The following is a 15224-nucleotide window of genomic DNA, read 5'->3' as shown; positions in this document are numbered from 1 at the left end:
TCTCCGGGTGCCCTGGCGGGGTGCGGCAGAATTCCCGGAGGTCGGTCCCGGTCCAGGGACCGGGACGGGAGGCGTGCGATGTCGGTCGAGGCGCAGAGGCGTCTGGTGACGGTGCTGGCGCGGGAGCTGGCAGCGGCGCAGACCGCGCCCTGGGACGAGCTGTCCTGCCGCGCGTTCGTCGTGGCCGACCGGACGCAAGAGCACGTGTCGGTCGTCGGCGGATGGCCACCCCCACCCGCGCAGAAGCCGACCTCCTCGGCGTTCGCGGCGGCGCTCGCCGAGCTGCGGACCGTCACCGCGCCGACCGGTCTGGGCGCCTGGTTCACACTCTCGCTGACGGTGCGCGCCGACGGCGAGGTCGACGCGTCGTACGACTTCGACACCGAACCCGGCTTCCTGCCCCCGGCCAGGCCCGCCGAGTTCGCCCGCGACCTGGAGCGGTTCCCCCGGTCGGTCGAGACGCAGCCCACCTGGCTGCGCGAACGCCTCTCCTGGGCGCGGCTGACGTCGGAGCAGAGGTCGCGCGCCGAGGTCGGGGTGAGTGCGCTCCAGCCGTACCCGGCGCTCGGCGGGAGCCGGCCGCTGTTCACCGTGACGGTGCCGCCGGAGGACGACGTCGTCGACGTGCTCGACCACGCGACCGGCCGGCGGGCGCGCGTCGACCGGGTCGGCACCGTCCGGCTCGTCGCGCCGGACCCCTCGGCCCGCCCGCGCTGACCGCGCCCTACCGCGCGAGCGCGCGCACCCCGTCGATCGTGTCGGCCTCGTCGGCGGTCTTGTCGTCGCGGTAGCGCAGCACGCGCGCGAACCGGAGCGCGAGGCCGCCGGGGTAGCGGGTGGACCGCTGGAGCCCGTCGAACGCGATCTCGACGACCTGCTCCGGTCGCACGTGCACGACGTACCCGTCGTCGGACGTCTCCAGCTCGCGGAACCGGCGCGTCTGCCACTCCAGCATCTCGTCCGTCATGCCCTTGAACGTCTTGCCGAGCATGACGAACCCGCCGTCGGGGTCGCGCGCACCGAGCCAGATGTTCGACAGCCACCCGCGGCGGCGGCCCGAGCCCTGCTCGACCGCGAGCACGACGAGGTCGAGCGTGTGCCGGGGCTTGACCTTGACCCAGCCCGCGCCGCGCCGCCCGGCCGCGTAGGGGGTGTCGAGCGACTTCACGACGACGCCCTCCTGCCCCTCGGCCACCGCGCTCTCGAAGAACGCGGTCGCGGCGTCGGGGTCGTCGGTGACGAGGCGCCGCACGGCGTGGGGGCCCGCCACGTCGTCGAGCACCGCGAGCCGGTCGCGCAGCGGCTCGTCGAGCAGGTCGCGGCCGTCGACGTGCAAGGCGTCGAAGAAGAATGGCGACAGCTCGAGCGACGCCGCGAGCTCGGCCTCCTCGGCGGGGCTGCGCTCGCCCTGGGTCGCGGAGCGGGCGGCGGTCTCCTGGAACGGGCGCGGGACGCCGTCGGGCCCGACGACGAGCGCCTCGCCGTCGAGCACGAGCGCCCGGGCGGCCAGGGCCCGCGCCGCGGCGACGATCTCCGGGACGCGCTCGGTGATGTCGTCGAGCGAGCGGGTGAACACGCGCACGTCGTCGCCGTCGCGGTGCACCTGGATGCGGATCCCGTCGAGCTTCACGTCCACGGCCACCGCGGTGCCCGACGGCGGGTGCTCGCCCTCTGCGGCTCCCTCGCCGGGTCCGGCGCCGAGCTTCTCGAGCGCGGCACCGACGTCGGGCGCTGACTGCGCGAGCATCGGCCGGACGGGACGGCCGACCGTGAGCCGGAACGTCGCGAGGGCCTCGGTCGCAGCATCGGGGCTCCCGGCCGTCAGCGCGGCGCGCGCGACCGGTCCTGTGGCTCCGGCGAGCATGACCGCGCGGCGCACTGCGTCGGCGGGGACCTCCGACGCCTCGGCGACCGCGTCGACCACCACGGAGTCCAGCGCGCCCTGCCGCAGCTCGCCCGAGACGAGCCCCGCGAGGAGCGACTGCTCGCGCGCCGTCGCGGCACCGAACAGCGCGCCGGCCTCGGCCTGGCGGGCCGTCGCCGAGCCGGGACCGGAGAGACCGGCCATGCGCGCGAACGCGGCGTCGACCGCGGTCAGCGTGAGTCTCGGCTCCTCGGCCGGGGTGGGCAGGTCGCGCAGCGAGCGCCACCCGAGTCCCGTGCGCCGCTGGCGCAGCTCGCCCGCGAGGTACGCGACGGCGATCTCCACCTCGTCGCGGGTGTCTGCGCCGTCGGTGTCGTCAGGTATGCCGGCCGGGCCGGCGTCGTCGGCGACGCGGCGCAGCAGGTCCGCGATGGCAGAGCGCTTGGCGAGGCGCGAGCGGGTGGCGGCGACGGCGTCGGACGTGGCGGCGACCTCGGCGAGCAGCATGCTCCATCCTCACGCCGACCACCCACGCCCGCGCTCCCACGGTGCCGAACCCGGATCTCTGCCGGGAGCCGTCGCCCCCGCCCGGCGTCGAACCCGGGTCTGTGTGGCACGTCGGGTCGCCGATCACGCGCAACCCCGGGTTCGGCGGCAACGCGTAGCCGTGAACCCCGGGCTCGGCGGCGAGGCGCGGGTCTGTGCCGGCCGGGGCGGCAGCCGGTCAGCGGGTGGGCGCCACCACGACGTCGACCGTCCCGACCGACGGCAGTGCACGTCGCAGCGCCGTGTCGGCGGCGGCCGTGACCTGGTCGGCGGCGGCGACCGGAGTCTGCGGCGGCACGAGGACGCGCGCCTGGACGGCCAGGCGGTGCCCCGACCAGCGCAGGCGGACGTCGTCCACGCCCTCTAGCCCGTCCACGCCGTCGAGCGCTTGGCGCGCACGGTCGGTGAGGTCCGGGTCGACGCCGTCGAGGAGCCGGCGCCCGACGTCGCGCGCGGTGCCCCACAGGAGCACGAGGATCGCGACGGTGATGAGCAGCCCGACGAGCGGGTCCGCGAGGGGGAGGCCCGCGAGGACGCCGAGCGCACCGAGCACGACTGCGAGCGACGTGAACCCGTCGGTGCGCGCGTGCACGCCGTCCGCGACGAGAGCGGCCGAGCCGATGCGGCGCCCGACGCGGATGCGGTACACGGCGACCGCCTCGTTGCCCGCGAAACCGACGACCCCCGCGGCGATCACCCAGCCCAGGTTGTCCACAGGCTGGGGATCCGCGAGGCGTCGCACCGACTCGACGCCCGCGACGACCGCCGAGAGGGCGATCATCGCGACGATGAACAGCCCCGCGAGGTCCTCGGCCCGGCCGTAGCCGTGGGTGTACCGGCGCGTCGCGGCGCGGCGCCCGAGCACGAACGCGATCCACAGCGGCACGGCCGTGAGCGCGTCGGAGAGGTTGTGGACGGTGTCCGCGAGCAGCGCGACCGAGCCGCTGACCGCGACGATGCCGAGCTGCGCCAGCGCCGTCGCGCCGAGCACCACGAGCGACACCTTGACCGCCCGGATGCCCTGCCCGCTCGCGACGAGCTCGTCGTCGATCGAGTCGGCCGCGTCGTGCGAGTGCGGCACGAACACCTCGTGCAGCCAGCCGCGCAGCCCGCTCGGGTGAGGATGGTCGTGGTCGTGGTCGTGGTCGTGGTCGTGGTCGTGGTCGTGGTCGTGGTCGTGGTCGTGGTCGACGGCGGCCGGGCGGGTCGTGCTCAACGCCGCGCCTCGGCGTCCCCGGCGGTGGGGGAGGACCCGTCGAGCGCGCCGTGCGCATCGTCGGCGTGGTGCGCGGGGTGGTCGTCCACGGCGTGCTGCGCCTGGAAGACGGCCTGGGTCACGAGCGTGCGCGCGTGCTCGTCGACGAGCGAGTAGAACACGCGGTTGCCCTCCTGGCGGGCGCGGACGATGCGGCCCCAGCGGAGCTTGGCGAGGTGCTGCGAGACCGCCGTCGGGGACTTGCCGACGATCTCCGCGAGCGCGTTGACCGGCAGCTCGGTGTCGCGCAGGGCGAGGACGATCCGGACGCGCGTCGCGTCAGCGAGCAGCGAGAACACCTCGGCCGCGAGCTCGACGTACTGGCTCTCCACGCCAAAGGTGCAGACCTTCGTATCTTCACGCATACGCAGATACTAACGGAGCCTGCGCCACCACGGCGCCGAACCCGGGGTTGTTCCCCACGGCCGCCGCGCCCTGAGGAGCAACCCCGGGTTCGGCGGCTCGGGTCGGGTGGGTCGGGGCTGCGGCTGCGGTGAGGGTGGCCCCTGCTTGGTACAGGGTTTCCTGAATACAGGAGAGCGTGTACTCTCGGGCGCATGGTCGAGACGGTCACGCTCACCCACACCGCGGCGCTCGCGCGGTTGGGGCACGCCCTGTCGGACGAGACGCGCACGCGCGTCCTCCTGGCGCTGCGGGAGGCCCCGGCCTACCCGTCCGACCTCGCGGACGCGCTCGGCGTCTCGCGGCAGGTCATGTCGAACCAGCTCGCGTGCCTGCGCGGGTGCGGGCTCGTCGAGGCGATCCCCGACGGCCGTCGCACCTGGTACCGCCTCGCCGACCCCCACCTGGCCCCCGCCCTCGACGACCTGCTGCGCCTCGTCGTCCAGGTCGACCCCACCTGCTGCGGGCCTGACGGGTGCACGTGCTCATGACCTCCGTCTCGATCGGGCCCCCGCCGTCCGGACCTGCCGCCCTCACCGCCGCGCGCCGCGCCGTGCTCGAGCGCCGGGTGCGGTGGGTCGTCGCGGCGACGATCACCTGGAACGTCGTCGAGGCGGTCGTCGCGATCACCGCGGGCCGTATCGCGTCGTCGGCCGCGCTCGTCGGGTTCGGGCTCGACTCGCTCGTCGAGGTGCTGTCCGCCGCCGCGGTCGCGTGGCAGTTCGCGGCGCCCGACCCGCACCGGCGCGAGCGGGCCGCGCTGCGCGTCATCGCCGTCTCGTTCTTCGGCCTCGCCGTCTTCGTGTCCGTCGACGCCGTCCGGTCGCTGCTCGGCGCGGCCGAGCCCGCGCACTCCGTCGTGGGCATCTGGCTCGCCGCGGTGAGCCTCGCCGTCATGCCCTTCCTGTCGTGGTTCGAGCGCCGCACGGGTCGCGAGCTGGGGTCGGCGTCCGCTGTCGCGGACTCGAAGCAGACGCTCCTGTGCACGTACCTGTCGGCGGTGCTGCTCGTCGGGCTCGTGCTCAACGCGACGCTCGGCTGGTCGTGGGCCGACCCGCTCGCCGCGCTCGTCATCGCGGCCGTCGCCGTCAAGGAGGGCGTCGAGGCCTGGCGCGGGGACGCGTGCTGCGCCCCCGTCTCGGCGCTCGTCGGCGAGGGCGATGCAGACACCTGCGCCGACGGGTGCTGCGCACCCCAGGACGACGGGCCGACGTGGCGCCCCTGAGCGCTCGTGCGCCCGTCGCGGGCTCTACGATCGCGACGTGAACGCCTCGGGAGCACCGGCGCGCCGCCGTGTGCCGCTGTGGCTCGTCGCGGCGGTGGTCGTCGTCGTGCTGCCCGCGACCGGGCTGCTCCCCGCGACGGACGCGCGGGAGCTGCTCGTCCGGACCGGACCCGTGCTCGTGTTCCTCCTCGCGATCACGGTCGTCGCCGAGCTGTGCGCGGGCGCCGGCCTGTTCGACGCCGTCGCGGCCCGGGCTGCGCGGCTCGCCCGGGGCAGACGGATCGTCCTGTGGGGGCTCGTCGTCGTCCTCGCGACGGCGAGCACGGTCGTGCTCTCGCTCGACACGACGGCGGTGCTCGTCACGCCCGTCGTGCTCGCCCTCGCACGCCGCACGGGCACGCGGCCGCTGCCCCTCGCGCTCACCGTGCTCGCGCTCGCCAACACGGCGTCCCTGCTCCTGCCCGTCTCGAACCTGACCAACCTGCTCGCGGCGCACCGGTTCGGCACCGGGTACGTCGCGGTGATGTGGGCGCCGGCGCTCGCCGTCCTGACCGTGACCGTCGTCGTGCTGCTGGTGCTGCACGGCCGCGACCTGCGCGGGCGCTTCACGCTCGCGGGTGCCGGCCCGACGCCGCCCGACCGGCTCCTCCTGCGGCTCACCGCCGCGGTCGTCGTCCTCCTCGCGGTCGCGTTCGCGCTGGAGATCCCCGTCGCGCCGACGGCCCTCGCGGGCGCCGCGGTGCTCGCGCTCGCGACGTGGTGGCGGCGCGTGCGACCGCTCGTGCCGGTGCGGGAGATGCTGCCGTGGCGGTCCGCGCTCGTCGTGGCGGCGCTGTTCGTGCTCGTCGAGACGTGGCACGCGCACGGGCTCGGCGACCTGCTCGCGACCGTCGCAGGCACGGGCGACGGGCCGGGCGACCTCGCGCAGCTGGCCGCGACCGGCGTCGTCGCGGCCAACCTGGTGAACAACCTGCCCGCGTTCCTCGCGCTGCTGCCCGCGGCGGGGGAGAGCGTCGACCGGCTCGCGACGCTCCTCGTCGCGGTGAACGCCGGGCCGCTGATCACGCCGTGGGCGTCCCTCGCGACCGTGCTGTGGTGGCAGCAGTACCGCCGCCACGCGTTCGAGCACGGTCCCCCGCCCGCGTGGCACGTGGTCCGGCAGGGCCTCGTGCTCGCACCTCTCGCCGTCGCTGCGGGGGTCGCGGTCGTCGCGCTCAGCTAGGCAGAGCGCGAGCTCGCCCGGGTGCATGGTCGACGGTTCGCCGTCGTGCGCGCGGCGCGCGGACTCACGTCACAGGCGGTCGAACGGGGCGGCATAGGTGAACCGTCCCGAGTACTCGTCGCGCCAGGCGCTCAGGGCGCGCGCCTGGAAGTAGTCCCCCCACGCCGGCTCGGGAGCCTCGATCCCCAGGGAGGCGGCGGGCACGAACCCGAACCGGGAGTAGAGGGCCGGCTCCCCGAGCAGCACCACGACGGGCTCTCCGAGAGCGTCCGCTGCACCGAGGACCGTGTGCACGAGCGCGGCACCGACTCCGCGCCGCTGGTGGTCGCGACGGACGCTGAGCGGTCCGAGCCCCAGCGCCGGCCGGTCCGCGAGCCGCCCGTGGGTGGCGACGGCGTGCCCGACCACCTGCGGGTCAGGGCGCCCGGTCTCGGCGACCAGCGACAGCTCCGGGATCCACCCGCTGTCCTCCCGCAGCCACCCGACCAGGGTGGCCTCGCCGGGCGCGCCGTCGGGTTCGACGGACGGGGCGGCGTGCTCGACCGCGGAGAAGGCGTCTGCGGTGACCGCCCGGATCGCCTGGACGTCGGACGGGCGCTCGCGTCTGATCAGCATGCCGACACACTCGACGGGTGCGCGCCGGGAGGCAACGGAAATTCGCCGGCGGATCGCCGACCGTCGTCCTTCCGAGGTATCAGGTCTCTGGGGCGATCCCCCCGTCGTGACCGCGCCCCTGTCGGCGGGCTCGGCATCGGGGATGCTGCCGGCCCGTCGTCGCCGCTGCGTCGCCACTGCGGGAGGTAACGCGCTGCCTGACTCAACCTTTCGGTGACGGTGGACGTGTCACAGTCATGACCGTGAACGCACTCGCCGTCTCCGAGGACGACGACGCACCCGACGTCGGGCCACCAGACCAGATCACCCTCGTCCGGGTGGCGGCCGACCCCGAGCAGGAGTTCGCCGCCTTCATGGCGGATGCCGCACCCCGGCTGGGCCGCACCGCCTGGCTGCTGTGCGGGGACGCCCACGTCGCCGACGAGCTCGTCCAGCAGGCGCTGACCAAGACCTACCTGCACTGGAGGACGGCCCGCGAGCGGGACCCGTTCGCCTACGCGCGGCAGGCTCTCGCGACGTCGCGCATCGACCAGTGGAGGCGGCGGCGGCGCGAGGTGCTCGTCGCGACCGACGACGTCCCCGAGCACGCGGAACGGTCGGCGCCCGTGGAGACGCACGCCGAGCGGGACCGTCTCGTCCGAGCTCTCGCGACGCTCACGCTCCGGCAGCGCCGCATCGTCGTGCTGCGCCACCTCGTCGGGATGTCGGCGAGGGAGGTCGCGGACGACCTCGGCGTGTCGGTCGGCACCGTGAAGTCGACGGCGTCCCGCGGGCTCGCGCAGCTCCGGTCGGTGCTGTCCGCGGCGGACGCCGTCGACGTCCGGCACCGGTCCGCCGGTGTCAGCGGCGCTCGCCGCCCGTCGTCGTCGCGCGTCGAACCCACCGAGGGGAGCCTTTCGTGAACGCCACGCTGCCTCGCCCCGACGAGGACTTCGCCCGCACCCTGCGCGACCGGCTGGACGCCGTCGCACCCACGGTCCTCGTCGACACGTCGCGCGTCGTCCCGGCTGCGCGGCGCGCACGCCGTCGGCGGCGGGTGACCGCTCTCGTCGCGTGCGCCACCGTGCTCACGGCGGGGGTCGGGTGGGTCGCCCAGCCGTGGGCCGATCGGGAACCCCAGATCCTGCCCGCCACGGACCCGCCGTCCACCCCGCCGGACGCCTCGCCGGCCCCGGGCGACGCCGCCCCGACGCTCGGGCCCGGTTGGCCCGACGCACCGTACTGGCACCTTCGTCGTGAGATCCACGAGGTCGAGAGCAACGGGGACGAGCACGTCAACGTCCTCGACGAGTGGTTCGGCAACGACCGGCCGGGGCTGGCGATGAACGACGGCGACCTCGAGTCCGCCATCGGTGTCGGCCTGCACCCCTGGGGGCGGGAGATGCTCCTGGACGGTGAGCGCGTCGATCTCGGCTGGGGCACGTTCTACGCGCTCCCGACCGACCCCGCCGAGCTCGAGGCCGTCCTGCGCGACAACGTCGCCGTCCTGTACCAGGAGCCGAACCCGCGCGAGGACGCGGTGCTCCAGCTCGCCGGCTCCTTCATCGGGCGCACCCCGGCTCCTCCTGCCCTGCGGGACGCGCTGTGGACCGTGATGACGAACCAGCCCACGGCCACGGCGCTCGGTGAGGTCCGCGACAGGCAAGGACGCGTCGGCGTGGGGCTGGAGTCGGTGATCACCACCGGGGGCGAGGGGGACGAGACCGTCCAGACCCAGTTCGCTCGGTACGTGTACGACCCCGTCGAGCGCCGACTCCTGGAGGTCTCGGGAGCGGTCACCTCCGGGCCGCCCGAGGACGCCGGAGAGGTCGTGTTCACCTCGTGGGACACGTACCTCGAGGAGGGGCCCGTCGACGTGCTGCCCAAGGAACCGCGCCTGGAGGACAGCCACTGCCGCTCCTGGGAGGACTGCTGACCCTCGCCACCCACGCACGACGACGGCGCCGTCACCGGGCCGGGTGCGGCGCCGTCGTGCCGAGGCGGTGCCGGACGGACCGGCGGGTCCGCTACGCCGAGGCTGCCGGTCGAGCCTCGCGGGACGCGAGGGCCGCCGCGACCGCGGCCGGGGATGCCGGGAGGAGCGGGAGCCGCACGCGCGGGCTGGCGATCCGGCCGTCGGCGGCGAGGACGGCCTTGATCACCGCCGGGCTGGGTTCGGCGAACAGGGCGCGCGTGAGCGGGACCAGCGCGTCGTGCATCGTGCGGGCCCGTCCTGCCGGGCCGTGTCGCCAGGCGCTGACGAGCTCCGCGTAGGCGCGCGGCGCCACGTTGGCGCTCGCGGTGATCGCCCCCCGGGCCCCGAGGGAGATCAGCGGGCCGATGTACAGGTCGTCGCCGGCCAGCACCGACACGTCCGGTCGCAGGGTGCTCAGGAACGCGACCGTCGTGTCGTCGATCGAGCCCACCGTGTGCTTGAACCCGGCCACGCCGGGCAGGTCGGCGAGCCGGTGGAGCGTGTCCGCCGTCAGGCTGAGGCCCGTCCGGTACGGGACGTGGTAGACGACCAGCGGGACGGGGGTCGCCGCAGCGAGGCGCCGGAAGTGCTCGACGACGCCCTCCGGGGAGGGGCGCGTGTAGGCGGGGACCGTGACGAGCGCGGCGGACGCCCGGGGGTCGAGGTCCGCGATCAGGTCGACGGACGCGGCGGTGCTGCTCGTCCCCGTGCCGACGACGAGCTGCCGGTCGCGTCCCGCGCAGACCCCGGCGCAGACGTCGACCACCTGGCGGGCCTCGGCGCGGGTCAGGGCCGCCGGCTCCCCGGTCGTGCCCAGGGCGACGACGCCCGCCGCGCCCTCGTCGAGGACCGTGGCGGCGAGCGTCGCGAGCGCGTCGAGGTCGAGGCGGTCGTCGTCGGTGAACGGGGTGACCAGGGGGACGTAGAGGCCGGAGAGCTCCATGGCGGCCACTCTGGGCCCGTCGCTATCGTCGGGTCCAGTTCATGTTTCTGTCGGGTGCCGTAAGTTCTCCTTATGCTCGACATCCGCAGGCTCCGGCTGCTCCGGGAGCTCTCGCACCGGGGGACCATCGCCGCCGTGGCCGAGGCGCTCGCCTACACTCCCTCGGCCGTGTCGCAGCAGCTCTCCGTGCTCGAGCGCGACGCCGGGGTGACCCTCCTGGAGCGGTCGGGCCGCCGGGTGCGGCTCACCGCGGCCGCGGTGACGCTCGTCGAGCACACGGAGAGGATCCTCGAGGTCCTGCGCGAGGCCGAGGCCGACCTCGCCTCGGCCGCCACGACGCTCCGCGGGACGCTGCGCATCGGCGTCTTCCCGACGGCCGTGCCGACCCTGCTCACGCCCGCCGTCGTGCGCCTGAGCTCCGACCACCCGGGGCTGCGGCTCCTGGTCTCCGAGCTCGATCCCGCCACGGTCCCCGCCGCGCTGCGCGGGGACGCGGTCGACGTCGCGCTGGTCCAGGAGTACGACCACGTCCCGCTCACGGTCGGGCCAGGAGTCGAGACGGAGCCGCTGCTGGAGGAGACGGTCCACCTGGCCGCCCTGGACGCGGGGTCGCTCGCCGACCGTCGGGACGCACCCTGGATCGCCGGCACGCCCGGGACCCTGTGCCACACGCTGACCGTCAGGGCCTGCGAGGCGGCGGGCTATGCCCCCGCCATCCGGCACCACGCGGACGACTTCGGCGCGGTCCTCGCGCTGGTGGCCGCCGGGCAGGGTGTCGCGCTCGTCCCGGACCTCGCGGCCGGGAACCCTCCCACGGGCGTGGTCCTCACGCCGCTCGCCATCCGCCGTCGGACCTCGCTGGCCTACCGCCGCGGGTCCCGGTCGCACCCGGAGGTCGCCGCCGCACGCGAGGCGCTGCACGCGGCCGTGGCGGCCGCCGGGCTCAGCCGCACCACCGGGTAGCAGCACAGGGATCGACGGCGCCGGTGCGCACGGCCGCGCCGGGGCGCCGTCAGCTCTCGGGGTCGTCCTGGAACACGCGCACCTCCTGCCGGCACCGGCAGGCGACGGCGATCTTCGCGGCCCACCGGAGCGCCTCGTCGCGCGTCGGCACCTCCAGCACGGTGTAGCCGCCCTCGAGCCGGGCTGTCTGCGGGTACGTGCCCTCGGTGACGGTGCCGTCCCCGGCGACGAGGACCGGCGGGACGCTCTCGTCGATCCCGCCGCCGAACACCCAGACGCCGGCCTCCTTGGCCTCCCGCACGACCGCGTGCGCCGCGTCCGCGGCCGCCTCGAGGCCGCCGGGACCGAGGTCCATCTCGCCGCTGGGGAACGAGATCAGGTACTTCGCCATCGCACGACTCCTTCGTCTCCGGGGATCCCGGTCCATCGTCGCGCGAGGTACCTGCTCCGCGTCCACCCTTGACGCCCCGGATGTCCGTCTCGTAACGTCCGTACTGCACGACGCAAGAAGTTGACAGAAGTCCAGCACAAAGCAGTGCACACGCTGCAACTCTCGAATGCCGCCACGGGTCCGACCGGTGACCATCCCTGACGGGTCGTTCGTGGCACACCCGGCTGACCGGTCTCGACCTCTGGGTCGATCCCGGTCCGACCCTGAACCAGCCCTGACCCGACCCACCCGTGACGGCGGCGCGGCACCAGCACGGTCGCGCCCGCCGTCGGGCACCGCTGCCCGCGGGTGGACGAGCCCGCCCCGGCGGGAGAACGAGGACGTTCATGAGAACCCCCTGGAAGCACACGGTCGTGGCGGGCGCCGCGGTGGCGCTCGTCGCGCCGCTCGGCGTCGTCGCCGTGGCGCACGCCGCGGACGCCACCAACCTGGCGCTCGGCAAGCCGATCGCCGCGTCGTCGGTGACGCAGACGTACGTCGCGGGCAACGCGAACGACGGGAACGCGAGCTCCTACTGGGAGGGCGCGGGCGGCCAGTACCCGTCGCACCTCACCGTCGACCTCGGGGCGGAGGCCGACGTCGACCGCGTCGTCGTCACGCTGCCGCCGCCCTCCGTGTGGTCGTCGCGCACCCAGACGTTCAGCGTGCTCGGCCGCTCCGACGGCGAGACGTCGTTCCGGACGCTCAAGGCGTCGGCGGCGTACGGGTTCGACCCGGCGAGCGGCAACAAGGTCGAGATCCCCCTCGACGTCGAGGTCGACGAGGTGCGCCTCGCGTTCACCGGCAACTCCGGAGCGGGCAACGGCCAGGTCTCCGAGCTGCAGGTGTGGGGCACGCCCACGGGCGGCACCGACCCGACGGACCCCACGGACCCGACCGACCCGACGGACCCGACCGGCACCAACTACGCGAAGAGCCGCCCCGCGACGGCGTCGTCGACGGAGTGGCAGTTCGTCGCGGCGAACGCGGTCGACGGCAGCGCGACCACGTACTGGGAGGGCGCGGGCGGTCAGTATCCGTCGACGCTCGACGTCGCGCTCGCCGCGCCGACGCAGCTCAGCAGCGTCCGCGTCCGGCTCAACCCCGACGCGGCGTGGGGCCCGCGCACGCAGACGTTCTCCGTGTGGGGCCGCACCGGCACGGGCACCTGGCAGGAGCTCAAGGCGTCCGCCGGCTACGCGTTCGCGCCGGGCAGCGGCAACCTCGTCGACGTCCCCGTGACCGGGACGGCGACCGACGTGCGCCTGCGCTTCACCGGCAACACGGGCGCGGGCAACGGCCAGGTCGCCGAGCTCGAGGTCTACGGCGCCCCCGCGCCGAACCCCAACCTCACCGTCACCGCGGTGACCGCGTCCCCGGCGTCGCCCACGGCGACGACCCCCGTGACGCTCACGGCGACGGTGAAGAACACGGGCGACCGCGCGTCGTCGGCCACCACGCTCGACGGGAAGCTCGGCGGGTCGACCGCGGGCTCGGCCGCCGTCGCCGCGCTCCAGCCCGGCGCGAGCGCGCAGGTCCAGGTCGCGGCGGGCACCCGGCCCGCGGGCGAGTACACGGTCGGTGCGGTCGTCGACCCGGCGAACACCGTCGTCGAGCAGGACGAGACGGACAACGCGTTCACGGCGACGGCCAAGCTCGTCGTGGGCGAGGCGCCCGGGCCGGACCTCGAGGTCGTCTCCGTGACGTCGAACCCGGCCAACCCGGCCGTCGGCTCGGCCGTGACGTTCTCCGTCCAGGTCCGCAACCGCGGCAACCAGCCCGTCGCGGCCGGGTCGGTGACACGCGTCGTCGCCGGCACCACGACGCTCGACGGCACGACGCCGGCCGTCCCCGCGGGCGCGACCGTCACCGTCACGCCGAGCGGCTCGTGGACCGCGACGAACGGCGGGGTCACCGTGACCGCGACGGCCGACGCCACGGGCGTCGTCGCCGAGACGAACGAGGACAACAACACCGGCACGCTCGCCGTGACCGTCGGGCGCGGCGCCGCCGTCCCGTACACGACGTACGAGGCCGAGGACGGCCAGTACACGGGGACGCTGCTCCAGACCGACGCCCTGCGCACGTTCGGGCACACGAACTTCGCGACCGAGTCGTCTGGCCGCGAGTCCGTGCGCCTGACCAGCACGGGCCAGTACGTCCAGTTCACGTCGACGAACGCGACGAACTCGATCGTCGTGCGGAACTCGATCCCCGACGCCCCCGGCGGTGGCGGCCAGGAGAAGACGATCAGCCTCTACGCGGACGGCCAGTTCGTGCAGAAGCTGACGCTCTCCTCCAAGCACGCCTGGCTCTACGGCACGACCGACCAGCCCGAGGGCCTCGTCAACACCCCGGGCGGCGACGCACGCCGCCTCTTCGACGAGTCCCACGCGCTGCTCGGCCGGTCGTTCCCGGCCGGGACGGTCTTCAGGCTCCAGCGCGACGCGGGCGACGACGCGGCGTTCTACGTCATCGACCTGGTCGAGCTGGAGCAGGTCGCCCCGCCGCTGGCGAAGCCCGCGCAGTGCACGTCGATCACCGAGTACGGCGCGGTGCCGAACGACGGTCTCGAGGACACGGCCGCCATCCAGGCCGCCGTCACCGCGAACCAGAACGGAGAGATCGACTGCGTGTGGATCCCGGCGGGGCAGTGGCGCCAGGAGAAGAAGATCCTCACCGACGACCCGCTCAACCGCGGCATGCACAACCAGGTGGGCATCAGCGACGTGACGATCCGCGGTGCGGGCATGTGGCACTCGCAGCTCTACAGCCTCATCCCGCCGCACCTCGCCCCGGGCGTCATCAACCACCCGCACGAGGGCAACTTCGGGTTCGACATCGACGACAACGTCCAGATCTCCGACCTCGCGATCTTCGGCTCCGGGACGATCCGCGGCAACAACGCGCAGGAGGAGGGCGGCGTCGGCCTCAACGGCCGGTTCGGCAAGGACACGAAGATCAGCAACGTGTGGATCGAGCACGCGAACGTCGGCGTGTGGGTCGGGCGCGACTACACCAACATCCCCGAGCTGTGGGGACCCGGCGACGGCGTCGAGTTCTCCGGCATGCGCATCCGCAACACCTATGCGGACGGCATCAACTTCAGCAACGGGACGCGCAACTCGCTCGTGGTGAACTCGACGTTCCGGAACACCGGCGACGACGCGCTCGCCGTCTGGGCCAACCCGTACGTCAAGGACCGGAACGTCGACATCGGGCACAGCAACACGTTCCGCAACAACACCGTCCAGCTCCCGTGGCGCGCCAACGGCATCGCGATCTACGGCGGCTACGGCAACAAGATCGAGAACAACCTGATCTCCGACACCATGAACTACCCCGGCATCATGCTGGCGACCGACCACGACCCCCTGCCGTTCTCGGGGACGACGCTCATCGCCAACAACGGGCTCTACCGCACCGGCGGGGCGTTCTGGAACGAGGACCAGGAGTTCGGCGCGATCACGATCTTCCCGCAGACGCACGACATCGTCGGCGTCACCATCCGCGACACGGACATCGTCGACTCCACGTACGACGGCATCCAGTTCAAGAACGGCGGCGGGAACATGCCGGACGTGAAGATCACGAACGTGCGGATCGACCAGTCCAACAACGGCTCCGGCATCCTCGCGATGGGCGGCGCCCGCGGCAACGCGATCCTGTCGAACGTGACCGTCACAAACTCGCGTGACGGCGACGTCGCCAAGGAGCCCGGCTCGCAGTTCACGTTCACGGGCCAGTAAGGCCTCGCCGAACACGAGGTTGGTGTCGTTATCCGCCGGATAACGACACCAACCTC

At 74.1% G+C, this 15224-nt stretch carries 14 protein-coding genes; 8 read left to right on the top strand and 6 right to left on the bottom strand.

Annotated features, from left to right (window positions below):
• Positions 1-105: 105 nt before the first annotated feature.
• The gene (locus JOE63_RS01025) at positions 106-717 is read left to right on the top strand and encodes a hypothetical protein (RefSeq protein ID WP_204538413.1); all 612 of its coding nucleotides are present in this window, start codon (positions 106-108) and stop codon (positions 715-717) included.
• 7 nt (positions 718-724) lie between these two features.
• On the opposite strand, the gene JOE63_RS01020 is transcribed toward JOE63_RS01025, so the two are convergent.
• The 3 genes from JOE63_RS01020 to JOE63_RS01010 form a co-directional block, all read right to left on the bottom strand.
• A complete protein-coding gene (locus tag JOE63_RS01020) occupies positions 725-2371 on the bottom strand; it encodes an ATP-dependent DNA ligase (RefSeq protein ID WP_087470365.1) in 1647 nt (548 codons plus the stop codon).
• A 217-nt stretch (positions 2372-2588) separates the two neighbouring features.
• Positions 2589-3626 (bottom strand): cation diffusion facilitator family transporter, encoded by a 1038-nt coding sequence (locus tag JOE63_RS01015; RefSeq protein ID WP_204538410.1) that lies wholly within the window; start codon positions 3624-3626, stop codon positions 2589-2591.
• Entirely contained in the window at positions 3623-4030 is a 408-nt protein-coding gene (locus JOE63_RS01010; protein ID WP_087470363.1) for an ArsR/SmtB family transcription factor, read from the bottom strand. Before JOE63_RS01010 ends, JOE63_RS01015 begins: the two co-directional genes overlap by 4 nt.
• A gap of 192 nt (positions 4031-4222) precedes the next feature.
• Here JOE63_RS01010 and JOE63_RS01005 point away from each other — a divergent pair, with 192 nt between their 5' ends.
• Genes JOE63_RS01005 through JOE63_RS00995 form a run of 3 tightly spaced genes read left to right on the top strand, consistent with a single transcriptional unit; the run spans position 4223 to position 6514 of the window.
• Entirely contained in the window at positions 4223-4558 is a 336-nt protein-coding gene (locus tag JOE63_RS01005) for an ArsR/SmtB family transcription factor (RefSeq protein WP_047230949.1), read from the top strand.
• Positions 4555-5292, top strand: a complete 738-nt coding sequence (locus JOE63_RS01000; RefSeq protein ID WP_087472616.1) for a cation transporter — start codon at positions 4555-4557, stop codon at positions 5290-5292. The genes JOE63_RS01005 and JOE63_RS01000 overlap by 4 nt, the downstream gene beginning before the upstream one ends.
• Positions 5293-5329: 37 nt before the next feature.
• Positions 5330-6514: an SLC13 family permease gene (locus JOE63_RS00995; RefSeq protein ID WP_307839883.1), complete on the top strand. Its 1185-nt coding sequence runs from the start codon at positions 5330-5332 to the stop codon at positions 6512-6514.
• A gap of 69 nt (positions 6515-6583) precedes the next feature.
• Here the strand turns inward: JOE63_RS00995 and JOE63_RS00990 are convergent, their stop codons facing one another.
• Positions 6584-7129, bottom strand: coding sequence for a GNAT family N-acetyltransferase (locus JOE63_RS00990; RefSeq protein WP_204538404.1), 546 nt, complete (start codon positions 7127-7129; stop codon positions 6584-6586).
• A 242-nt stretch (positions 7130-7371) separates the two neighbouring features.
• Between JOE63_RS00990 and JOE63_RS00985 the strand changes: the two genes are divergently transcribed.
• Both JOE63_RS00985 and JOE63_RS00980 read left to right on the top strand, forming a co-directional pair.
• Positions 7372-8031, top strand: a complete 660-nt coding sequence (locus JOE63_RS00985; RefSeq protein WP_307839882.1) for a SigE family RNA polymerase sigma factor — start codon at positions 7372-7374, stop codon at positions 8029-8031.
• Positions 8028-9044 carry a hypothetical protein gene (locus JOE63_RS00980; protein WP_204538398.1) on the top strand — a complete coding sequence of 339 codons (1017 nt, stop codon included), beginning with the start codon at positions 8028-8030 and terminating at the stop codon, positions 9042-9044. Before JOE63_RS00985 ends, JOE63_RS00980 begins: the two co-directional genes overlap by 4 nt.
• Before the next feature lie 91 nt (positions 9045-9135).
• On the opposite strand, the gene dapA is transcribed toward JOE63_RS00980, so the two are convergent.
• Entirely contained in the window at positions 9136-10026 is an 891-nt protein-coding gene (gene dapA / locus JOE63_RS00975; RefSeq protein ID WP_204538395.1) for a 4-hydroxy-tetrahydrodipicolinate synthase, read from the bottom strand.
• Between the two features lie 72 nt (positions 10027-10098).
• On the opposite strand from dapA, the gene JOE63_RS00970 reads away from it, so the two are divergent.
• Positions 10099-10989 carry a LysR family transcriptional regulator gene (locus JOE63_RS00970; RefSeq protein WP_204538392.1) on the top strand — a complete coding sequence of 297 codons (891 nt, stop codon included), beginning with the start codon at positions 10099-10101 and terminating at the stop codon, positions 10987-10989.
• Positions 10990-11038: 49 nt separating this feature from the next.
• Here JOE63_RS00970 and JOE63_RS00965 read toward each other — a convergent pair whose 3' ends face one another.
• Positions 11039-11380: a YciI family protein gene (locus JOE63_RS00965; protein WP_087470357.1), complete on the bottom strand. Its 342-nt coding sequence runs from the start codon at positions 11378-11380 to the stop codon at positions 11039-11041.
• 386 nt (positions 11381-11766) lie between these two features.
• Here JOE63_RS00965 and JOE63_RS00960 point away from each other — a divergent pair, with 386 nt between their 5' ends.
• On the top strand, positions 11767-15168 hold the full coding sequence (locus JOE63_RS00960) for a CARDB domain-containing protein (protein WP_239576571.1): 3402 nt from the start codon (positions 11767-11769) through the stop codon (positions 15166-15168).
• Positions 15169-15224: the final 56 nt, after the last annotated feature.

The sequence above is a fragment of the Cellulosimicrobium cellulans genome (assembly GCF_016907755.1).
Classification (GTDB): Bacteria; Actinomycetota; Actinomycetes; order Actinomycetales; family Cellulomonadaceae; genus Cellulosimicrobium; species Cellulosimicrobium cellulans_D.
The sequence above is the reverse complement of the archived record's forward strand: the minus strand, read 5'-3'. Positions and strand labels throughout refer to the sequence as shown.